General features: G+C 74.1%; 20 protein-coding genes and 1 pseudogene. 7 read left to right on the top strand and 14 right to left on the bottom strand.

The window, feature by feature from the left end:
* Positions 1-56 precede the first annotated feature (56 nt).
* The gene (locus ABZT87_RS26455; protein ID WP_355138926.1) at positions 57-1,130 is read right to left on the bottom strand and encodes an acyl-CoA dehydrogenase family protein; all 1,074 of its coding nucleotides are present in this window, start codon (positions 1,128-1,130) and stop codon (positions 57-59) included.
* A gap of 32 nt (positions 1,131-1,162) precedes the next feature.
* On the bottom strand, positions 1,163-2,323 hold the full coding sequence (locus ABZT87_RS26460; protein WP_355138928.1) for an acyl-CoA dehydrogenase family protein: 1,161 nt from the start codon (positions 2,321-2,323) through the stop codon (positions 1,163-1,165).
* A 78-nt stretch (positions 2,324-2,401) separates the two neighbouring features.
* On the opposite strand from ABZT87_RS26460, the gene ABZT87_RS26465 reads away from it, so the two are divergent.
* Positions 2,402-3,241 (top strand): thioesterase family protein, encoded by an 840-nt coding sequence (locus tag ABZT87_RS26465; RefSeq protein WP_355138930.1) that lies wholly within the window; start codon positions 2,402-2,404, stop codon positions 3,239-3,241.
* 7 nt (positions 3,242-3,248) lie between these two features.
* Here ABZT87_RS26465 and ABZT87_RS26470 read toward each other — a convergent pair whose 3' ends face one another.
* The 5 genes from ABZT87_RS26470 to ABZT87_RS26490 all read right to left on the bottom strand — a co-directional run bounded on the left by ABZT87_RS26470 (position 3,249) and on the right by ABZT87_RS26490 (position 8,731).
* Positions 3,249-4,013 (bottom strand): ABC transporter permease, encoded by a 765-nt coding sequence (locus ABZT87_RS26470; RefSeq protein ID WP_354860764.1) that lies wholly within the window; start codon positions 4,011-4,013, stop codon positions 3,249-3,251.
* Complete coding sequence (locus ABZT87_RS26475; protein ID WP_355138932.1) at positions 4,010-4,783, bottom strand: ABC transporter permease; 774 nt, start codon at positions 4,781-4,783, stop codon at positions 4,010-4,012. Before ABZT87_RS26475 ends, ABZT87_RS26470 begins: the two co-directional genes overlap by 4 nt.
* Complete coding sequence (locus tag ABZT87_RS26480; protein WP_355138934.1) at positions 4,780-5,748, bottom strand: ATP-binding cassette domain-containing protein; 969 nt, start codon at positions 5,746-5,748, stop codon at positions 4,780-4,782. Before ABZT87_RS26480 ends, ABZT87_RS26475 begins: the two co-directional genes overlap by 4 nt.
* Before the next feature lie 77 nt (positions 5,749-5,825).
* A complete protein-coding gene (locus tag ABZT87_RS26485) occupies positions 5,826-6,917 on the bottom strand; it encodes a phosphate acyltransferase PlsX (protein WP_355138936.1) in 1,092 nt (363 codons plus the stop codon).
* The gene (locus ABZT87_RS26490) at positions 6,917-8,731 is read right to left on the bottom strand and encodes an acyl-CoA dehydrogenase family protein (RefSeq protein WP_355138938.1); all 1,815 of its coding nucleotides are present in this window, start codon (positions 8,729-8,731) and stop codon (positions 6,917-6,919) included. Before ABZT87_RS26490 ends, ABZT87_RS26485 begins: the two co-directional genes overlap by 1 nt.
* A gap of 129 nt (positions 8,732-8,860) precedes the next feature.
* Between ABZT87_RS26490 and ABZT87_RS26495 the strand changes: the two genes are divergently transcribed.
* Together ABZT87_RS26495 and ABZT87_RS26500 are read left to right on the top strand one after the other, a co-directional pair.
* Positions 8,861-9,442, top strand: coding sequence for a nucleotidyltransferase family protein (locus ABZT87_RS26495; protein WP_355138940.1), 582 nt, complete (start codon positions 8,861-8,863; stop codon positions 9,440-9,442).
* Between the two features lie 9 nt (positions 9,443-9,451).
* Positions 9,452-9,913: an HNH endonuclease gene (locus ABZT87_RS26500; RefSeq protein WP_355138942.1), complete on the top strand. Its 462-nt coding sequence runs from the start codon at positions 9,452-9,454 to the stop codon at positions 9,911-9,913.
* An 18-nt stretch (positions 9,914-9,931) separates the two neighbouring features.
* Here the strand turns inward: ABZT87_RS26500 and ABZT87_RS26505 are convergent, their stop codons facing one another.
* Together ABZT87_RS26505 and rox are read right to left on the bottom strand one after the other, a co-directional pair.
* On the bottom strand, positions 9,932-10,381 hold the full coding sequence (locus tag ABZT87_RS26505) for an HIT family protein (protein WP_355138944.1): 450 nt from the start codon (positions 10,379-10,381) through the stop codon (positions 9,932-9,934).
* 996 nt (positions 10,382-11,377) lie between these two features.
* Positions 11,378-12,817, bottom strand: coding sequence for a rifampin monooxygenase (gene rox, locus ABZT87_RS26510; RefSeq protein WP_355139081.1), 1,440 nt, complete (start codon positions 12,815-12,817; stop codon positions 11,378-11,380).
* A 372-nt stretch (positions 12,818-13,189) separates the two neighbouring features.
* On the opposite strand from rox, the pseudogene ABZT87_RS26515 reads away from it, so the two are divergent.
* Positions 13,190-13,588, top strand: a pseudogene (locus ABZT87_RS26515) (hypothetical protein); the annotation flags it as partial.
* 113 nt (positions 13,589-13,701) lie between these two features.
* Here the strand turns inward: ABZT87_RS26515 and ABZT87_RS26520 are convergent.
* The gene (locus ABZT87_RS26520) at positions 13,702-14,688 is read right to left on the bottom strand and encodes a helix-turn-helix domain-containing protein (protein ID WP_355138946.1); all 987 of its coding nucleotides are present in this window, start codon (positions 14,686-14,688) and stop codon (positions 13,702-13,704) included.
* Between the two features lie 87 nt (positions 14,689-14,775).
* On the opposite strand from ABZT87_RS26520, the gene ABZT87_RS26525 reads away from it, so the two are divergent.
* Positions 14,776-15,342, top strand: coding sequence for a maleylpyruvate isomerase N-terminal domain-containing protein (locus ABZT87_RS26525; RefSeq protein WP_355138948.1), 567 nt, complete (start codon positions 14,776-14,778; stop codon positions 15,340-15,342).
* Between the two features lie 7 nt (positions 15,343-15,349).
* On the opposite strand, the gene ABZT87_RS26530 is transcribed toward ABZT87_RS26525, so the two are convergent.
* The gene (locus ABZT87_RS26530; RefSeq protein WP_355138950.1) at positions 15,350-15,829 is read right to left on the bottom strand and encodes a DUF1992 domain-containing protein; all 480 of its coding nucleotides are present in this window, start codon (positions 15,827-15,829) and stop codon (positions 15,350-15,352) included.
* A 214-nt stretch (positions 15,830-16,043) separates the two neighbouring features.
* Between ABZT87_RS26530 and ABZT87_RS26535 the strand changes: the two genes are divergently transcribed.
* Positions 16,044-16,694: a LysE family translocator gene (locus ABZT87_RS26535; protein ID WP_355138952.1), complete on the top strand. Its 651-nt coding sequence runs from the start codon at positions 16,044-16,046 to the stop codon at positions 16,692-16,694.
* A gap of 8 nt (positions 16,695-16,702) precedes the next feature.
* Here the strand turns inward: ABZT87_RS26535 and ABZT87_RS26540 are convergent, their stop codons facing one another.
* The 3 genes from ABZT87_RS26540 to ABZT87_RS26550 are packed head-to-tail and all read right to left on the bottom strand — an operon-like array spanning position 16,703 to position 19,547.
* On the bottom strand, positions 16,703-17,521 hold the full coding sequence (locus ABZT87_RS26540) for an SDR family NAD(P)-dependent oxidoreductase (RefSeq protein ID WP_355138954.1): 819 nt from the start codon (positions 17,519-17,521) through the stop codon (positions 16,703-16,705).
* Positions 17,518-18,843: an NAD(P)-binding domain-containing protein gene (locus ABZT87_RS26545; RefSeq protein ID WP_355138956.1), complete on the bottom strand. Its 1,326-nt coding sequence runs from the start codon at positions 18,841-18,843 to the stop codon at positions 17,518-17,520. The genes ABZT87_RS26540 and ABZT87_RS26545 overlap by 4 nt, the downstream gene beginning before the upstream one ends.
* A gap of 56 nt (positions 18,844-18,899) precedes the next feature.
* On the bottom strand, positions 18,900-19,547 hold the full coding sequence (locus ABZT87_RS26550; RefSeq protein ID WP_355138958.1) for a TetR/AcrR family transcriptional regulator: 648 nt from the start codon (positions 19,545-19,547) through the stop codon (positions 18,900-18,902).
* 57 nt (positions 19,548-19,604) lie between these two features.
* Here ABZT87_RS26550 and ABZT87_RS26555 point away from each other — a divergent pair, with 57 nt between their 5' ends.
* Entirely contained in the window at positions 19,605-20,975 is a 1,371-nt protein-coding gene (locus ABZT87_RS26555; RefSeq protein WP_355138960.1) for an MFS transporter, read from the top strand.
* The last annotated feature ends 2 nt before the right edge of the window (positions 20,976-20,977 follow it).

A 20,977-nucleotide genomic window follows, 5' to 3' on the forward strand; every position in this document is an offset into this window, starting at 1 on the left:
CGGCTGATCCCCGACGCGCGGGCGGCGTGAGCCGGACCCGCGCGCCTGCGGCCGGGTCAGTCGTCCAGCAACAGGCCGGCCAGTTCGGCCCGGGTGTCGGCGACCGTGCCGTCGAAGGTCGCCAGCCACCACGCCCGGCGGTACCAGTGGTGCAGCGGCTGCTCCCACGTGAAGCCGCTGCCGCCGTAGGTCTGGATGGCCACCTCGCAGGCGGTCATCGCGGCCTCCCGGGCGGCCACGCTGGCCGTGAGCACGGCCTGGTCGGCGACCCGGCCCGGCTCGGCGTCGACCGCCCACGCGGCCCGGTAGGCCAGCGACCGGGCCGTCTCGACCTGGCCGTAACACTCGGCGAGGGGGTGCGCGACCGCCTGGTTGGCGCCGATCGGCGCTCCGAACTGGGTGCGGGTGGCGGCGTACCCGCTGGCCCAGGTCAGCGCCCTCGCCGCCACGCCGACGGCCTCGGCGGCGAGCAGCGCCAGGGCCCGCCGCCGGGTCAGCGCGAGCACGTCGGCGGCGGCGTCCGCGGCCACGAGGAGCGTCGAGGGTACGCCGGTCAGCTCCACCGTCGAGACGGTGCGGCTCTCATCGAGCGCCTGCCCGCCGGCACCGGCCGGCGTCGCCTGCACCGCCGACGCGTCGACCAGGCGCAGCTCCACGCCGGACGCCCCGGTCGCGGCCACCACCAGGTCCACCGCGTCGAGCGCGTGTGGCACGCGGACCGCGCGGCCGGTCAGCGTCCCGTCGGCTGCGGCGGCGCAGCCGACCCGCGGGGCGTCCGTCGACGAGCGAGCGCCTGTTGGTCGGCGGGCGGCGGCAACCGCCTCGGCGAGGGTGCCGGGGCCGTTCGCCCACGCCCAGGCCAGCGTCGCGGGAGCCGCGATCGGCCGGCCCGCCGCCCGCAGCGCCGGGCCGGCCAGGCCCACGGTGGCCCACCAGGGTGCCGGGCTGCGCGCCCAGCCCATCCGTTCGGCGAGCAGCGCCAACTCGACGGTGCCCAGCTCCGCGTCGAGCCAGCCCAGGTCGGTGACCTCGGCCCACGCCTGGCCGTCGTCGGCGGCCCGGTCATCGGCGAGGTACTTCGCCGCGGTGTCCCGCAGCGCCTCCTGCTCACCGGTCAGTGCGAAGTCCATGAGGTCTCCCCTCGTCGTGGGCGAGTCGGCGGTCAGTACGACCGGGGCAGGCCCAGTACGCGCTCGGCGACCAGGTTGCGCAGCACCTCGGAGGTGCCGCCCTCGATGGTGTTGGCGCGGCTGCGCAACATCTGGTGCCGCCAGTAGCGGTCCCAGCCGTCCGGTTCGGCGTCGTCGCCGAGCAGCTGCACGGCGAGGGTGGTGAGCCGTTGGTGCGCCTGCGACCAGCGCAGCTTGATCACCGACGTCTCCGGGCCGGGCACCCCGGTACGCGCCAGCGCGGCCAACCCCCGCCGGTTGGTCCAACGCAGACCCTCCAACTCGACGTAGCGGGCGGCGAGCTGGTCGCGTACGACCGGGTCGGTGTCGCGGCCGCGGGCCTTCGCGGTCGCGACCAGCCGGCGGAACGCCACGTCCAGCCGAGCGGTCAGGGTGAACCCGAAGGTGCCCCGCTCGTGGGCGAGGGTGGTCATCGCGACCCGCCACCCGTCGTCGAGCGCACCGACCACCGCGTCGAGCGGCACCCGCACCTCGTCGAACTCGATCTCGGCGAACTCGGCCTCGCCGGTCATCTGGCGGATCGGGCGCACCGTGACGCCGGCCGAGCGCAGGTCCACCAGCAGGCAGGTCAGCCCGCGGTGGCGGCGCTGCTCGGGGTCGGTGCGCGCCAGCAGCAGGCAGTGGTCGGCGAGGTGCGCGTACGACGACCACACCTTGCGCCCGGTCACCACCAGCTCGTCGCCGTCGCGGCGCGCGAGCGTCCGCACGGCGGACAGGTCGCTGCCGGCCTCCGGCTCGGAGAAGCCCTGACAGAAGATGATGTCCCCGGTGAGGATGCGCGGTAGATACCAGGCGCGCTGCTCGGGCGACCCGCAGGCGATGATGGTCGGCCCGACCATGCCCAGGCCGATGACTCCGATGTGCTCGGCGGCCTCGGCCCGGGCTGTCTCCTCCAGGTAGATCGCCTGGTAGGCCGGGGACAACCCGCGCCCGCCGTGCTCGGCCGGCCAGGTCAGGCCCGCGTACCCGGCGGCGTGCAGCGCGCGGGTGAACGACCGCACCGCCTCGATGTCGCCCCACCGGCCCTGCGGCGGCGCCCCGTCCGGGCCGGCGGTCACCGGCACCGCGTCCGCCAACCAGGCACGCAGGCCCGCCCGGAACTCGGCCTCCTCGGCGCTGTCACGCAGATCCATGCGCCGCATCGTACTCGTATCTGGTTTTGATCTGCAGTATCTTGTTTTCACGCGTCCCGACGCCGGAAGGGGTCCTCGATGGCCAGTCTCGCGGACGACGCCGCGGTACGGCAGACCGCGCCCGGTCACTACCAGGCCCACCTGTCGGAGGACTGGTCGGTCTGGGGGCCCAACGGCGGTTACCTGGCCGCGATCGCGCTGCGCGCGGCGGGCGAGGAGGCCGGCGCCATGCTGCCGGTGAGCCTGAGCTGCCAGTTTCTCGCGCCGCCGCGCTACGGCGAGGTCGACGTCGAGGTCACCCGCGTGCACGGCACCCGACGCGCCGCCGCCCTGCACGTCACCCTGCGCCAGCGCGGCCGGATCCTGCTCGCCGCGTACGTCTGGACCATCGCCGCCGGCCTGCTCGGCCCCGAACGGCGCTGGATGCCGCCACCGGACCTGCCCAAACCCGACGAGCTGCCCACCCTGGTCGAGCTGATGCGCCGCGACGGCCTGCCGGTGCTGCCGATCTGGGAGCGGTGCTACGAGGTACGCCTGGCCGGCTGGCCGGCCGGCGGCTGGCAGCCGCAACGCGACGGCGTGCCCACCATCCGGGGCTGGCTACGGCTGCACGAGGAGCTGCCGGCCGACGCGGACCCCTGGCTGGCGGCGGCCCGACTGGTCTTCGCCGTCGACGTGGTGCAGTTCCCGGCGGTGGTGCAGGCGTTCGAGCGGACCACGTTCATGGCCCCGAGCATGGACCTGTACGTGGGCTTCCAGGGCGGCGACGACGGCACGGGCTGGCTGCTGGTGGAGGGTGAGGCCGCCGCCGCCACCGGTGGGGTGCTCGGCGCCCGCGCCCGCGTCTGGTCCGACAGCGGGCTGTTGCTGGCCACCGGCGGGCAGCAGATGCTCTATCGGATGGCCAGCCCCGTCTGACGAGGGCTCAGCCGTCGGCGCGGCGGCCGAACCGGCGCACCGCCACCAGCAGGCAGACCGTGCCCAACCCGAGCACCCACGCGAGGGTCTGCAGCACCGGCCACAGCACCGGCCCGCCACTGGACAGGCCGACCAGCGCCTCGGTGGCGACCGAGAACGGGTTGGCCCGCACCACGGGCTGCACCACCGAGGGGAACGCCGACACCGGCACGAACCCCGAGGAGAAGATGAACAGCAGGGTCGCCGGGCCGGTCAGCGACGGCGGCAGCGACTCCTCGTCACCGGGACCGGAGCCCCGCCACAACGCGATCGCCGCCCACAGCAGGCCGAACAGCGCGATCACCGCGAAGAAGCCGACGACGGCCAGCGGCCCCTCCCGGAACCGGAAACCCAGCAGCATCGCCACGCCCGTGGTGAGCGCTCCGATGCCGACGATGCGCAGCACGTCACCGACGACCCGACCGGCCAGCAGCGCCCCCGGCGCCACCGGCATGGTGCGCAGCCGGTCGACCAGCCCGCCGCGCAGGTCGCGCAGGAAACCGACGGCGCTCGACGGCGACCCGAACGCGGCGGTGGACAGCACCACCAGCGGGGCCAACCGCTCCAGGTAGTGCTGCCGGTCGCCGTCACCGACGATCCGGCCGAAGACCGCGTACTGGGTGAGCAGGAGCAGCACCGGGAACGCGAACGCGTAGACCAGCGCGGGCGGCGCCCGGAAGAACCGGCGAAGGTTACGCCCGGCGAACAGCGAGGCCTGCGTGACGGTACTCATCGGCTCCTCCGAAACGAACGTGCCGCGGCCGCGCCGAACAGCAGCCCCAGGACCAGCAGCCAGACGAGCGCCGGCCACACCCTCTCGTCGGCGCCCTCGGTGGACAGCGCGCGCAACGCGTCGACCTGGGCGGAGAACGGTGACACCTCGACCACCGGCTGCAGCCAGCCCGGAAACGCGTCGACCGGGACGAAGGCGGTGGAGACCGTGATGAGCACCAGGTACGGCAGGGTCAGCGCCGAGTACACCTGCTCGGGGTCGCGGGCGCCCAGCCCCAGGGCCGCGCAGCCCGCCGCGAGCACCACCGCGAAGCCGACCGCCAGCGCGACGAAGCCCGCGGCGCGGGCCGCCCCGGCGGTGAACCGGAAACCGACGAGCACCGCGGCGACGAGGATCACCGCCACCGCGACGGCGGCGCGGGCCGCGTCCACCACGAGCCGGGCCAGCGGCACCACGACCGCGCTCATCGGCAGCGTCCGGTACCGGGCGATCAGCCCGCTGCGCGCGTCGCCGGCGATCAGGTAGCAGGCCGACATGGCGACCAGGGCGGTGGTCTGCACGACGATCGCGGGCGGAAGGAACTGCTCGTAGGCGATCCCGTAGTCGGACATCAGCCGCTGGAAGACCACCATGAAACCGGCGAAGAACGTCAGCGGAAACACGACGGTCAGGCCGACCGACCGGCCCGCGCGAGCCTGCCGCAGGTTGCGGGCGGCCAGGACGGCGAACTGCCGCGGCCCGCTGGCCGCCACCGCCGTCGTGGTGCTCACCGGCCGGCTCCCGCCGCGTCCGCCCCGACCGCCTTCTCGGCGTCGACGGGCACGGTCAGGGAGAGGAACACCTCGTCCAGGGTGGGCCGCCGCACGGTGACGTCGTCGGCCTCCACACCCGCCGACTCCAGCCGCCGCACCACCTCGGTCAGCGTGCCGGAGCCGGCGGCCAGCCGCAGCACGTCCTCGTCCTCGGTCAGCCCCTCGAACGCCACTCGTAGCTGCCCGGCCGCGACCGCCCGGGCCCGCGGGTCCTCGATCCGCACCTCGCAGACCGCGCCGCCGAGCTGACGCTTGAGCTCGTCGGGGGTGCCCTCCGCAGCGACCCGGCCGTGGTCGATGAGCAGGACCCGCCCGGCCAACTGGTCGGCCTCCTCCAGGTACTGCGTGGTGAGCAGCACGGCCGTGCCGCCGTCGCGCAACTCCCGGACGACCTCCCACAGGGCCCGCCGGCTGCGCGGGTCGAGGCCGGTGGTCGGCTCGTCGAGGATCAGCACGGGTCGGTCGACCACCAGGCTCGCGGCCAGGTCGAGGCGGCGGCGCAGGCCACCGGAGTAGGTGCGCACCGCCTTGCCCGCCACCTCACCCAGGTCGAAGCGGTCGACCAGCGCGTCCGCGCGGGCGGCAGCCGCCTGCCGGCCCAGCCCGAGCAGCCGGCCGAACAGCACCAGGTTCTCCCGGCCGGTCAGCAGCTCGTCGAGGGCCGCGAACTGGCCGGTGACCGCGATGCTGCGGCGCACCTCGGCGCCCTGGGCGACGACGTCGAAGCCGGCGACGCGGGCGGTGCCGGAGTCCGGCTTCAGCAGCGTGGTGAGACAGTGGATCGTGGTGGTCTTTCCCGCGCCATTGGGCCCGAGCAGGCCGACCACCTCGCCCGCGTCCACCTCGAAGCTCACCCCGTCGACCGCCGCCGTCGCGCCGAACGACCGGCGCAGATCGCTGACCTGGATCAACTGTTGTGACATCGCACCACCCTCATGCCAGGAATCCCGGAACCATATCAACGCTTGTCTGTGTAAAGCCAGATACGAGAACGGATAACTCACCCGTCGACAGGGCTGCGCCGGCTACGTAGTCGCTGGCGCGACGAGGCCGCGAAGGCGGCGGCGATCCGCTCGACCACACCCGAGCGGACGCACTCCCCGGCGATGCGCACGCTCGCCTCGACGTCGACCGCGGTGGCCGTTCCGTGGCAGATCACGCACACACCGCGTACCCCGAGCAGCGCTCCCCCCGGCTCGGCCGCGAGCCCGTCGCGCACCGCCCGGGTCACCCGCCGCCGCCGCTCACGCGCCAGCGCCCCGATCGGTGAGAACGCCCGCACCGCGTCCAGCGCCAGGCCGACGGTGGCGTCCAACGTCCGCTCGTACATCTTCAACGCCACGTCGCCGGTGAACCCGTCGGTCACCGCCACGTCGACCCGGCCTCCGAGCACGTCGTACGCCTCGATCTGACCGCTGTAACCGGGCATTGTGGCCAGCAGGAGGTGCGCGTCGCGGCGGACCGGCCCGCCCTTGACCGCCTCGTGCCCGTTGGACAGCAGGCCGATCCGCGGCCGGGCAAGCCCCAGCCGCCCCCGCGCGTACTCCGCGCCCAGCACCGCGAACTCGACCAGCCACTCCGGTACGGCCGCCGCCGTCGCGCCGATGTCCAGCAGCACGGTCGGACCGGCGCCCGGCACCGGCAGCACCGTCGCCAGGGCCGGATTGCTCACCCCCGGCACCCGACCCAGCCGGACGGCGGCCGCGAGCACCGCCGCGCCGGTGTTGCCCGGGGTCACCATGGCATCCGCCCGACCCGCCGCCACCTCCCCGGCGGCGACCAGGAGCGAGGAGCGCCGCTTGGCGTACGTCGCGGCCACCGGATCCTCACCCATGCCGACCACGTCCGGGGCGTGCACCACTCGTACGCCCGCCGGCGCGACACCGCCGGGCAGCAGCGGCCGGATGAGCGCCTGCGGGCCGACCAGCGTGATGTCCACCGTGGCGGCCGCGGCCAGCGCGCCGGCGACGACGGGCTCCGGCCCGAGATCCGCGCCGGCGACGTCGACCGCCACCCGCAGCCGCCGCTCCGGCGGTGCTTCCTGTCCCGCCACCCGCAACCGCCGGTCCGGTGACGCGCCCTGACGCGCCATCACCGCATGCCGGCGCTGAGCCGGTCCGCCGTCGCGGATCTGCCGGTCACGCCGTCGCCGTCGGGTCCGTCCGGTGTCGGCGGTCCTGCGAGCGCGTCCGTCGCCGCCCGCTCGGCGGGTGGCGATGTCAGCCAGTGGCGCAGCGCGGCACGGGCCGGCGCCAGCTCGCCCGCGAACGCGCCGACCAGGTCCGGGTGACCGTGTGCCGTGCCGGCCGGGCGGTCGGCGCGCAGGTCGGCGGCGAGCACCTGGACCCGGGTGGCGAGGTCGGCGCCGCGCCAGCCCAGCGCGTAACCCAGCGCCGCCTCGTCCCGGGCGGCGGCCCGCCCGGGCAGGCCGGCGACGGCACGGCACTCGGGGTCGATCAGCTCGACGGCGGCGAGCAGCGCCTCGGCCTCGGCGAGGACGCCGGCGGCGGCGAACCGCCAGGCCTGGTCGGCGGCCCACCGCCCGTCGCGGCGGGCCTCCCCGACCAGGTCGACCAGGCGGGTGAGAAGCGCGCCGAGCGCGGCCACCGCCGGACGACCGGTCCGGACGGCGAGCGTCGCGGCGCGGGCCGCCGGGCCCGGGGCGTACGGCCGCAGCCGCAGCCGCGCGGCCCGCACCAGCGGTTGCGGTGTCCGGGAGTACGCCTCGGCCAGCACCCGATAGCCGTCACCGGAGCGGTCGGAGCCGGCGGCGAAGCGTTCCAACCGCCACTGCAACTGATCCAGCAGGATGTGGCGTGTGCCGTCGAACACGCCGTAGAGCAGCACGTCACGGACCCGCGCCGCGTACCCGAACTCCTCGACGAGTGCCCGCGACCCCAGCACCGCGCGGCCTTCGGTGACGGCCTGCTCGGCCAGCTCGCAGCAGGCGTACTTGGCCACCGCGGCGGCGTACGCGGCGGCCGGCCCGAGCGCGTTGATGAGGAACGTGGCCTTCACGGCGGTCGCCGCGACCAGCACGTCGAGGGCCGCCGCCCGGACGAGGTGTTCGGCGATCGCGCCGAGGTGCACGATCGGTTCGCCGTAGACGTCGCGCTCGCGGGCGTACCGCACGGCCTGGGCGAGCGCGCCGCTGGCGGCGCCGGAGGCGAGTGAGCCGATGCCACCCCGCGACAGCGCCAGGGTCAGCTGCAGGATGGTCAGCCCGTCGCCGGGCGCGCCGATCGGCTGGGCCGGGGTGCCGGCGAACCGTACGCCGGAGATGTCGGCGGCAACGGCGGGCAGCGTCCGCCACCGGGGCAGGGCCGTCACCGTGTCGTCGCGTTCGGCGAGAAACAGGCCGAAGCGGTCGGTGTCGGCAAGCCGGGCCAGGGTGACCAGCAGGTCGTGCCGGGTGCCGCCGTTGATCAGTTGCTTCTCCCCGGTCAGCCGGTACCCGCCGTCGACCGGGTCGGCGCGGGTGCCGGTGCGGGCCAGGTTGCTGCCGTGCGCCAGCTCGGTGAGCAGCATGGCGGCGGCGCCACCGTCGCGCAGCACCGCGCCCGCCCGATCGCGCTGCTCCGGCGTGCCGGCGATGCAGAGCGGCAGCAGGGCCAGCGCGTTGACCCCGAGCGTGATGGCGAGGCTCCCGCTGTGCCGCGCGGCCTGCGCGTTGAGGGCGTTGACGTGCACGGCGGTGGCGCTGTCGGGGTCGTACACGGCGGCGACGCCGATCTCCCGCAGCTCGGCCAGGACGTCGTCCGGTGGTGTGCGCCCCGCGTCGGCCGCCGCGAGCCGGCGGGCGGTGTCGGGGTGACCCAGGTGACGGGCGATCGCCGGCAGCGGGTCGACCTGGGCCATCGGCAGGGGGCAGAGTCGTTGCCACGCCGACGTCTCGTCCGGTGTCATCCGGCACCTCACCGTAAATACGTGACAGCAGATACGAGATGCATGCTAGCGGTCCCGGCCGACCAGTTCACCCCCGGAAGCCCATCCCGATCCGACGCCGAGGGGCGCGCGGCTGACTACGCTCGGCCCATGGTGACGGCGGGACTGCTCCTCGCGGCCGGCGCCGGGCGTCGACTCGGCATGCCGAAGGCCCTCCTGCCCTACCGGGGGCGACTCCTGGTGGACCACGCGGCGGCGATCCTCACGGCCGCCGGCTGCCAACCGGTCATGGTGGTGCTCGGCGCGCAGGCCGACCAGGTCCGCTCCCGGACGCGACTGCCCGGTGTGGTGGTGCTCAACGACGACTGGGCGACGGGCCTGGGCTCGTCCCTGCGGGCCGGGCTGTCCGCCCTGACGGCCAGTCCGGCCGTGGCCGTCGTGGTCACCCTGGTCGACATGCCCGGCCTCACCCCCGAGGCGGTACGCCGCGTCGCCCGCGACGCCACCGCCGACTCCCTCGCCGTGGCCACCTATGCGGACGGTCGGCGCGGGCATCCGGTGCTGCTCGGCCGACGGCACTGGGCCGGCGCGTCCGAGGCGGCCACCGGAGACCGGGGCGCGCGGGACTACCTGCGGGCCCGGGACGACGAGGTACGGCTGGTCCCCTGCGCCGACGTCGCCGACGGCACCGACGTGGACCTGCCCGAGCAGGCGGCCCGCCTCCCCGGATAGGGTGACGGCGTGCTCAGCGGGGTCAACGGCCTGTCCCGACACTTCACCGAGGACAGTCTGCGTGAGTATCTGCTGCAGCGTTCGGTCCGGCAGGCCGACGGCTGCCTGATCATCCGCGGCTACGGCTCACAGCGCGGCGTCTACCAGAAGGTCGCCGGCAGAGCCTGGGCGCACATCGCGGCGTACGCCGTCTTCGTCGGCGGGTACGACCCCGACCTGGAGGTCGACCACCTCTGCCCCGCGAAGGACTGCGTCGAGCCCACCCACCTGCGGCAGGTCAGCCACGCGGACAAATGCCGCACGAGAACGCAGACGCCGACCTGCCGCAACGGGCACGAGCGCGAACTCGACGAGTCGACGGGCCGGTACCGCCGCACGTGCCGCGCCTGCAACCGGGACAGCCAGCGCCGCTGGCGCGAACGCCAGGCAGCCGAGGTGGCTCAGGCCCGCTCGGCGTACGTCCCGGGATAGGGCTTCGTCACCAGCTCCTCATCGCGCCGGGTCGAGCTGTGCGCGGAGCGCGGCGGCGATGTCATCCTGCTGCGCCTCGTCAAGGCGGTCACCCTCGGCGGCGTTCAGGTAGCCGAAGACCGCAGGGCCGCGGCGATCAGCCGGGAGATCTGGCATCCGTGGCACCACGTGGAAGTGCACGTGGGCGAAACCTTCCTTCTCGGCGAGCTGGATGACGTAGGTCTTCGCGCACCCCGTCACGGCGTGCAGGGCGCGCGACAGCCGGACCTGCCACGTGCCGAGGCTGGCCGCCTCGGCGTCGGACAGCTCAGCGATCGACGTCACGTGCCGGCGCGGAACGAGCACCAGCCACCCGGGCAAGGTCGAGTCGAACGCGTGGGCGACCCGCCAGTGCTCGTCAGCGGCGACGAGCTCACGGGCCGGCAGGGTGTCGATCCGCCGATTCTGGTCACAGGCGTAGCAATCCACGGTCGAACACTAATGCCGCGGCCTCCTGCGGTAGAGCCTCGTCAGGCCCGATGGGCACCAGCTGTCCGCGCTCCGCGAGGCTGGACAGCAGCCGCGATCTCGCGCGTACACCATCCTGACCCCTTACGCACAATAACTGTCATTATGATGTGCGCACGGTATGCCCTTTTTGTGGGAGTGGATTATCGGATTATCGTTACTGGTAAACCGAAAATGAGCGCCGACTGGCCCGCTGCTCGCTCCTCTACGCTCAGGAGCCGACGACGCCAGAACGCTATGAAGGGGCCTTGGGCTTGCGATTCACGCATCGCGACACCGATGCGGACGCGGTCAACGCGGACCCTCCAGCGGCAGCACCGCGCGATCACCGGCCTGCCGCGGACCGCCGTGACCCAGATCGACCGTGCGAACGCCGCGGCCACGATGCTGCGCGACGGTCTCGACTGGTACGCGGTTGTCGAGGCGCTGGGGTACTTCGACCAGGCTCACCTGGCACATGCGCTGCGGCGCTACGTCGGGCGCACCGCGCGAGGGCTACGGGCGGGCGACGACCCGACGATGTCGTCCTGTACAAGACCGGCCCGCGGCCGGGCAGCTAGCCTCCGCCTGCCGCACCGGCATCGTCGACGCCGCGCGCCGGCTCAAGGAGCTTCCCGGCCGAGAGCTCCAGGTCCACGGCAGTTGGAGGCTCGTGCAGGCGCTACACCAGGCAGATCATCGCAGGCGCGAAAGCGCGTCTCAGGCCCGCCTGGGCGCTGCCGCGCCGGTAAGCGATATACCTCAGAGGTATGAATATGACTCTGAGGTATATCCCCTTCCAGTGACACACCGCAGTACCCGGTCGTCGTCGGAACCGGGAAACGCCTGTTCTGACGCCCACGACCCTCGGCGTGATCTCCACGGGCGCGTACACCGTGGACGAGGGGCGATCGACGCCAGTCCTCGACTGACGCCGACGCTCGGCCGCCCGCCGCGTGGCGCAACACCGGTCTTCCGTCAGAGTCGGCGACCCTGGTCGGCGGGCTCGCCGAACCAGCGCGACAGGTGATCGTCCAGGTCCTGCTGGTCGTCGCCGATCCAGGCGACGTGACCGTCTGGGCGCATCAGCACACCCGGAACGTCCAGGTCCGCGGTCGGGTCCGCGAGGTGGTCGACCCGGTCTGACCAGCCGCCGACGCTGAGGCGTTCGGTGCGGTCCAGCAGCAGGCCGCGGCCGCGGTGCAGCAGGGCGTAGAGGTTGCCGTGCCGCAGGTCGACGTCGCGCAGGCGGCGGCCGAGCAGGTCGGGGCCCTCGCCGACGTCGTACCGGATCCCGACCCCGGTGATCTTCTCCAGGAGATGGCGGTTCACCTCGTCGAAATCCATCAGTTCGGTGAGCAGCCGGCGTACGGCCTGCGCGCCCGGTTCGCTGGACAGCAGTTCCGTCTGGGCTCGGGTGTTGTCCAGCACGTCCGCGGCGACCGGATGACGTTCGGCCTGATAGGTGTCCAGCAGCGTTTCCGGTGCCCAGCCACGGACCTGCGCGGCCAGTTTCCAGCCGAGGTTGACCGCGTCCTGGACACCCAGGTTGAGGCCCTGCCCGCCGATGGGCGGATGGATGTGGGCGGCGTCGCCGGCCAGCAGCACCCGCCCGACCCGATACCGCTCGGCCAGCCGGGTGGCGTCGCCGAAGCGGGACATCCAGCGTGGGGAGTGCACGCCGAAATCGGTTCCGGCCACGGCCCGCAGTCGTTGTCTGAAGTCCTCAAGCGTGGGCCGTCGCGCGCGGTCGCTGACGTCCGCCGCTGGGACCACGACACTGTAGACGCCGACGCCTGCGGGACGGAGCCAGAATCGCTTATGGGTCTCGCGGATCGTGGCCACCGTGGCGGCGACCTCCTCCGGCGGCACACCCACCTCCATCTCGCCCATCAGCGTCTCGGTGCGCGCGGGCTCGCCGGGGAAACCGACGCCCAGGAGTTTGCGCACCGTGCTGCGCGCGCCGTCACAGCCGACGAGGTAGCGCGTGCGCAGCTGTTGCCCGTCGGACAGCTCGACGGTCACACCCTCGTCGTCCTGCGCGAGACCGGTGACCGCCTGGCCGCGCCGGACCTGCGCGCCCAGATCGATCGCGTGCTGTTCGAGCAGACGTTCGATGACCGGCTGCGGTATGCCCAGCAGATAGGCGTACGCGGAGTCCAGCCCGGTGGGCGCGGGCTTGTTGATGGCGGCGAAGAAGCCGGCGGCCGGACGCTTTCGTCCATGCTCGAGCAACCGGGTCAGCAGTCCGCGCATCGCCATCAACTCGAGGCTGCGGATGTGCAGGCCGACGATCCGGACGGTCGAGGTCGGCTCGGTCTCCTTCTCCAGGACGAGGACCCGCACGTCGTGCAGGTGCAGCTCGGCGGCGAGCATCGCACCCGTCGGCCCACAGCCGGCGATGATCACATCGAAGATGGGGCTCGGCGATGAAAGTTCGGAGGCGTCGTTCACGATGGGGTCGCGCCGGCCCGTGTCGGTCGACGGGGGTTCGGCGGTTAAGTGCGCGGAGGGCACAGGAGTGGCCTTTCGGGAGTGCCTTGTTGTGAGAGGCGCTCCCGGCGACACCTACGTCAGTCGCCCAAACCGTGACGGCAGGGGGAGCACCCACATCGAACGAGCGTTCATGGGTCTCACCTCCTCGGGCGGTGTCGCGGTCCCCTGCAAGCTACAAGCCCGTACATGATCGCGTCCAGTTCTTTGAACCGGCGCCGCCATCCGCTTGACCCTCGACCCGGTCGAGGCCCGAGCATCGGCGACGTGAACGACCAGCTGGCACCCGATCCGACCATGACCCGCATCATCGAGGCGGTGCAGCTCGGCCAGACCGGCGCACCCGCCCAGGCCCGTGAGCTGCTCACCACGCTGTGGGACGAGATCGGCCCCGCCGGTGACGCCCTGCACCGTTGCACCCTGGCCCACCACCTCGCCGACCTGCAGGACACCACCGAGGCGGAGCTGGCTTGGGACGAACGGGCCCTGGCCGCTGTGTCCGAGCTGACCGCCGAACGCGCCCAGCGTTACCTGCCCGCGCTCCAGGTGCAGGCGTTCCTGCCGTCGCTGTACCTGAACCTTGCCGACTGCCACCGGCGGCTGGGCAACACCGGCCCGGCCCGGGAATGCCTCGCCCGAGCCCGCGAACACCTGGCGCAGCTACCGGACGACCCGTACGGCGAGACCATCCGCGCCGCTGTCCGTGACTTCGTGGCGGACGACCCGACCGATCGCCGGCGGCGCCAGCGGTTCCGCACACCCGGCCGCCTCGCCACGGTGCAGGAAAGAACGGGCGGCCGGGGAATCAGTCACCGTTCTCGGTGCGCGATGGCCATCCGGTACGCCTGCGGTGAACGTCCGTAGCGAGCACGGAAGAGGCGGCTGAAGTGAGCCTTGTCCGCAAACCCCCAGCGTGCGGCGATGACATGGACCGGCTGGCGCAGGTGCAGCGGGTTGCTGAGATCACGCCGGCACCGCTCCAGGCGCTTGGCGCGGATGAGCTCGGCAGCCGTCGTCGCCTCCCCTTCGAACAGGCGATGCAGCGACCGCAGCGAGATGTGGTGGGCGGCGGCGACGCTACGCGGGCTGAGCTCGGCGCTGTCGAGGTGGCGGTCGATGAAGTCGACGACGCGGGCGCGCAGGGCGGTGTGCCGGGCCTCCGGTGAGAGGGTGTCCTCGATGTCGAGGTGCTGAGCGAGCGTGGCGGCGAGCAGGTCCAGCGTCACGGTGCCCAGGACCTCGGCCTGCGCCGCCTCGTACTGCTCCGGGTGGGCCGCGATGCTGCGCAGGTGGTGGGTCAACAGCCCGCCGACGCCGAGGCGTGCGGGCAGCGGCGTGGCCAGCAGGTGGCGCAGCCGGTCCGGTGCCAACGGCAGCGCCGCGCGGGGTATCTGCACGGTGATCGTCGCGGCGAGACCGGGGCCGTCCGCGCGGTGCCGGGCGATGTACGGGCGCGCGGTGTCCAGCAGGGTGAAATGGCTGGCGGCGACGAGCGTGGTCTCGGTGCGGTCCTGGACCAGGGTGCTGAGACCCGTCAGTGGCAGCGCGAGCTGGTAGATGTCCGCCTCGGCTCGGCGGACCAGCCCGGCGGGCCGGGTGGCGTGCAGCGAGGGGTACCGCAGTGAGGTCAACCGGATCCGGCCGAGGTCGATGGCCTGGGCGTACGCGACGAAGTTGTCCAGCCGTGCGCTGGTGATGTGCGCGGGCGCAGCCTCCTGGGCGACCAGGGCGTACCAGAAATCGAACCGCTCCGGCGGCGGCAGTACCGTCGTGTCCACCACCAGGCTGGGCAACATCCTGTTCGCCTCCCCCGATTGCGAGGATGGATTCTTGCACGGATCGACCTTCCACGGTGCTGGCCACCGGGGCCACGGGTGTCCACGGTGACCGGCGCCGACCTGCGGGAGGCGTCCGACGAGATGACACGGGCGCTGACGCCGCACCGCGAACGCGACTGGTCGGTGCCCGCCGGCACGCTGACGTGGAGCTGCTGGACCACCGCGGCGCACATCGCGCACGACCTGCTCGCGTACGCCGGCCAGGTCACCGGCCTCGCATCGGACGGCTACCTGCCGTACGACCTGCGGGTCTCCCCTACCGCGGACCCGGCGCGGGTGCTCGACGTGGCGCGCGCCTGCGCCGGGCTGCTCGCCGTCGCCGTCGACGCCGCCGCACCGGACGCGCGGGCCTGGCACTTCGGCCCCTGCGACCCGGCCGGCTTCGCCGCGATGGGGGTGGCCGAGACGTTGCTGCACACCCACGACATCACCCTCGGCCTCGGTGTGCCGTGGCGGCCGTCGCCCCGACTGAGCGCGCTGGTGCTGCGGCGCCTCTTCCCGGACGCCCCGGCCGGCGCCGCGCCCGACGTGCTGCTGTGGATGACCGGTCGCGGCGAGCTGCCCGGTCGGGCACGGCGCACGTCCTGGACGTGGCGCGCGGCGGTGGACTGATCCGTTCTCAGCCCCGGCGGCGCCAGCGCAGCCACCAGCGCCGGCGGGCTCGGCGGGCCGGCGCGACGGCCGGGTCGGTGGCGGCGACCGTTACCTCGGGTCCGGCGCGCTCGGCACGCCAGCGACGGACGACCTCGTCGGCGTTCACCGGCCGCACGGCCACCCGAGGCCCCTCGGGGTTGCGCAGCCAGGCGACGATCTGCGTGTTGAGCTGTCCCACGAAGTCCCGCACGGACTGCTCGGTGGGCAGGCCACGGATCTCGTCGGGGACCTGCTCGATGCGCCGGCGCAGTTGCAGCGGGGTGGGCAGCAGCAGGTCGCTGGGTAGCTTCTCGCGCTCCAGGAAACTCTTGATCCACCACGACTCGTCGTACGGCATTCCGCGCCCGGGGATCGGCTTGCCCATGCCGGGCAGGTTGTCGAACTCGCCGCGTTGCACGGCTCCCCGGATCTGCGCCTCCACGGCCGCGTCCCACGCCTCGGTCACCCTGCGGCACCTCCCTGGCCACCGTAACGCGCCGCCTCCGGCTCGCGACGACACACGTGCCACAGGTCAGCGCGCCCAGGCGCGTGACCATTCCCGCGAGGTGGTTTGCGCCCGCGCGACCGATTCGCAGGCCACCATCGGTGAGGTGGTCCTGGGCCGGGGCCGCCGGTCGGTCTAGGTTCTCCTCCAGGCGGCGGCGAACGGGGGCAACGTCATGATCGGCACGGGTGCGCTGCTGGGGATCGCGCTGGTGGCGCTGGGACTGGTGCTCACGCCCGGCCCGAACATGGTCTACCTGGTCTCCCGCTCGGTGGCGCAGGGCCGCCGCGCCGGGCTGATCTCGCTGCTCGGGGTGGCCGCCGGGTTCGGCGTCTACCTGGCCACCGCGGTCGCCGGCCTGGCCGCCGTGTTCGTCCTGGTCCCCACGCTGTACGCGGTGGTGAAGCTGGCCGGCGCGGGCTACCTGCTGTGGCTGGCGTGGCGCACGCTGCGCCTGGGCGGCGGGTCGCCGTTCACGCCCGCGCCGCTGCCACCGGACCCGCCACGGCGGCTGTTCACCATGGGCCTGGTCACCAACCTGCTCAACCCGAAGATCGCCATCCTGTACGTGTCGCTGCTGCCCCAGTTCATCGACCCGGCGCGGGGGCACGTGGCGGCGCAGAGCCTGCTGCTGGGCCTGACCCAGATCACCGTCGCGCTGAGCGTCAACGCGCTGATCGTGCTCAGCGCCGGCGCGCTGGCCGGTTTCTTCGCCCGCCGGCCGGTGTGGCTGCGGGTGCAGCGCTGGGTGACCGGGACGGCCCTCGCGGCGCTGGCCGTGCGCATCGCCGCCGACCGGTCCCGCGCCGCGGTCGCCACGCCCTGACCTGGCGGTCACCGCCCCCGGTGGCGGCGCAGCATCCCGGCGGCCAGCGGCGCGGCGTCCAGGTCACCGGCGGCGAGCCGGGCGGCGAGGGTACGGCGCACCAGCCGGTCGGCCAGCGCGGGCGCGTGCCGGCCGACTGCCATCTCCAGCCGGCCGCGTCGGGTGGTCGCCACGTCCCGGGGCGCCCGTCGGGCGGTGGCGGTGCGCAGGATCGCCGCGACGACACCCTCGACGGGCTCTGGGCGGGACACTCCCCGCAGGGACAGCCCGGCCTCGGCGGTGCTGTCGTGGATCGGTGAGGCCACCATGCTCGGGTAGACGACGCTCACCCCGACGTGGGTGCCCACCTCGTGGCGCAGCGCGTCGGCGTACGCGACGAGGGCCCGCTTGCTGACCCCGTACGCGGCGGCGAGCGGCAGCGGCAGCACCGCCATCCGGCTGGCCACGAAGATCACCCGGCCGCGCGCGGCGAGCAGCGGGGGCAGCGCGGCGGCGGTGGTGCGCCACGCGGCGAGCAGGTTGACCTCCAACTGCTGGCGGACCACCTCGTCGGGTGGCAGCTCGGCCGGGGCGGGGCCACCGACCCCGGCGTTGTTGATCAGCAGGTCGAGCCCGCCGAGGCGTTCGACGGCGGCGTGCACCGCGGCGGGGGCGGCGGCCGGGTCGGTCAGGTCGCAGCCGAGCACCGGCAGGTCGTCGTCGCCTCCCGCGCGCAGGTCGAGCCCGACCACCCGGGCGCCGGCGGCGTGCAGTGCGGCGCCGAGGTGCCGGCCAAAGGTGCCGCTCGCGCCGGTGACGAGGACCCGCCGGCCGGTCAGGCCCGTCACCGGCGCGCTCCGGCCGGGCGGGCGCGGCGGGCGCCCGAAGCCAGTTCCCGGGTCAGCTCGGCCAGGTAGGCGTCGAAGTCCACCCGCATCGCCGGGCGGCGTTGCCCCCAGCGGGCCGTCGCCGCCCGCAGCTCGGCCCGGCAGGAGGCCCGCTGCCGAGCCGGGTCCGGCAGCGCGTACCGGCCGGCGAGCTGCGCGGCGATCAGCTTGGCCTGCGCCTCGACCAGGGGGAACGCGGAGCCGGTGGACTGCATCAGCCCGACGAACATCAGGCCGGGAGCCTCGGGGTGGAACACGTGCCGGTACAGCGGCAGGGTGTCGGCGCCGCCGCCGAGCAGCTCGGGGTCGAGAAATCCGATCTCCACCCGGTACCCGGTGCACCAGACGATCAGGTCGACCTCGTCGGCGCGGCCGTCGGTGAACTCGACCCGATCGCCGTCGAGGGCGGCGACGCCGGGGCGGGCCTCGACGTCGCCGTGGGTCAGCCGGGACAGCAGCCCGTCGGAGAGTGTCGGATGGTCCTGCAGGAAGCCGTGCGTGGGCGCGGGGAGCCCGTAGCGGGCGGGGCTGCCGACGGTGGCGGTGAGCATCGCCTGGCTGATGCGCTGGCGTAGCCGCCACGGCAGCCGGCGGGCCAGCGCGCCGTTGAGGGTGTCCGACGGGCGGCCCAGCAGGTACTTGGGCACCACCCAGACGCCCCGGCGCAGCGACAGCAGGGTCCGCTCGGCGGCGTACGAGGCGTCCACCGCGATGTCCATCGCCGAGTTGCCACCCCCGACGACCAGGACGCGTTTCCCGGTCAGCTGCTCGGGGCCCCGGTAGTCGTGGCTGTGCAGCTGCTCGGCGGTGCTGGCCCCGGGGTACGCCGGGTCGGGCAGCCGGGGCGCCCGGTTGTGTCCGTTGGCGACGACCACGGCCTCGACGGTGACCTCGACCGGCCCGTCCGGCCCGCTGGCGGCGACCGTCCACGTGCCGTCGGGTCGCCGGGTGACCCGCTCGACGGTGTGCCGCAGGCGGATGGCGTCGTGCAGCCCGAAGCGGTCGGCGTAGTCGGCCAGGTAGCCGGCGACCCGCGTGTGGTCCGGGTAGTCGGGCCAGTCGGCGGGCATCGGGTGGTCGGCGAACTCGGTGCGGCCGCGGCTGGTGTTCAGGTGCAGCGTGCGGTACGCGGGCGAGTCGGGCGCCCCGTACACCCAGAGGCCGCCGACCTGGTCGGTGGCCTCGAAGCAGACCACCGCGACGGCCGCGTCGCGCAGTGCCTTGACGGCGGCGAGCCCGGCCGCGCCGGCGCCGATCACCGCAACCCTGGGTGGTGCCTGCATCGCTGCCCCCAATTAATCCAACGTCCGATGGATAATCGTCGGGTGGCGGCGGCCCGTCAAGGGCCCGGGGGTCCGTAGAGCCCGTCCAGGAGGCGGAGCACGAACGCCCGGAACTCGCGCCGTTCCCGAGCGCCCGGCGCGCCCGCGGCCAGCGCCACGACGTGCCCGTGCGTCGCCCAGACCAGGCTGCGCACGGTGATGTGCGGGGTCGGCTCGGCCAGCGCGCCGGCGGACGCCGCGGCGGTCAGCAGCTCCGCCACCAGCCGGTAGAGCGGCTCGGAGTAGCGCTGGTCCAGCTCGGCGTGCCGCTGTGGCTCCAACCAGCGCCGCAGCCACAGCGCGGTGGTCTCCGGATGGTCCTCCAGGAAGTCCACGAACGCGTCCACCAGGTCGTGCAGCGCCCGCCGCGCCGCGTCCGGCCCGGATTCGAGGGCCGCGCGGGCCCGCGCGGCGGCCTCGGTGAGGACCTCCCGCTCGACGGCGAACACCCGCGCGAAGCACGCCTCGTACAGGGCCGCCTTCGTACCCGTGTGGTGAGCGACCGTGGCGACGTCCACCCCGGCGGCGGCGGCGACCTCCCGCAGCCCGACGGCGTCGAAGCCGCGTTCGGCGAACAGCGCGGTGGCTGCGGTGAGCACCACCTCGCGGGTCGGTCGGGTCTCGTCGCGCCGGGGCCGGCCCGGACGGCGTCGGGGCATGGTCATGGCCGCCATTCTGCCCCTAGAATCCAGCAACTGTTGGATTGCGGAGAGGATGCGGCGATGACCGGGCTCGACCGGCGGCCCGCGGCCGCCACCGACGCGACACTGCCCCGCGGCCCCCTGGCCGGCTTCGCGGCCGGCTCGCTCGGCATGGGCGTCTGGGTGACCGTGCCCGGCCTGCTGCTGCTCTACTTCCTCACCGACGTGCTGGCCGTCGGGCCGTGGCTGGCCGGCCTCGCGCTGCTGCTGCCGAAGATCGCCGACGTGCTGCTGCACCCCTGGATCGGGCACCGCGCCGACGTCGCGCAGGCCCGCCGGGGCGACCGGCGGCGGCTGCTGCTGCTCGGCTGCGCCCTGCCGGTCGCGTTCGCCGCGCTCTTCGCCGTGCCCGGCGGCCTGACCGGCGTGCCGGCCGCCGCGTGGGTGGCCGTGTTCTTCGTCGCCGGCAACCTGCTCTTCGCCGCCTACCAGGTCCCCTACCTGGCTACCCCGGCCGACCTGCGCATCGGCTACGACGAACGCACCCGGCTGATGGCGTTCCGGATGGTCGTGCTGACCCTCGGCATCCTGGCCTCCGGGCTGCTGGCCCCACTGGTGACCGGCGGCGACGCCGCGACCCGCGCCGGCTACCAGCGCATGGGCGTGGTCCTGGCCGTCGGGATGCTCGCCGCCATGCTCGTCGGCGTGGCCGGCATCGCCCGACTGCGCGGCGCCGCGGCGAGCACCACGACGGCAGGCCACGGCGGGTGGCGGGCGTTGCGCACCGCCCTGCGCGACGCGCAGTTCCGCTGGCTGGTCGCCGCCTACCTGGCCATGTCCACGACCACCCACCTGGTCCTGGCCGGGGTGCCCTACTACGCCGAGTACGAGCTGCGCGCTCCCGGCCTGACCACGGTGCTGGTGGCCGCGTTCGTCGCGCCGGCGCTGCTGGTCACTCCCGGTTGGCTGCTGCTGGCCCGCCGTGTCGGCAAGCAGCGGGCGCTGCTCGGCGCGCAGGGCGCGTTCGCGGCCGGGTCGCTGGTGCTGGCGGTGGGTCGCCCGGCGGGCCTGCCGGTGCTGGTGGCGGCGGTGGCGGTGCTCGGGGTGGCGTTCGCCGGCATGCAGCTGCTGCCGTTCTCGATGCTGCCCGACGTGATCCGCGCGGCCGCGGCTGACACCGGCGCCGGTGCTGCGACGGGCGCGGGGACCTACACCGGGGTGTGGACGGCCACCGAGGCCACCGGCGCGGCCCTCGGCCCCTACGCGTACGCGCTGTGCCTGGCCGTGGGTGGTTTCGTGGCGTCGTCGGCGGGCGAGTCGCCGGTGCAGCCGGACGCGGCGCTCGCGGCGGTCCGCTACGGCTTCGGGCTGCTGCCCGCGGCGGCGATGCTCGCCGCGCTGCTGCTGCAACGCCGCTACACCCTGGACACGACCGCCCGGGCCGCGAGCTAAGC

Origin of the sequence: Micromonospora sp. NPDC005237 (assembly GCF_040607775.1) — a bacterium.
Classification (GTDB): Bacteria; Actinomycetota; Actinomycetes; order Mycobacteriales; family Micromonosporaceae; genus Micromonospora.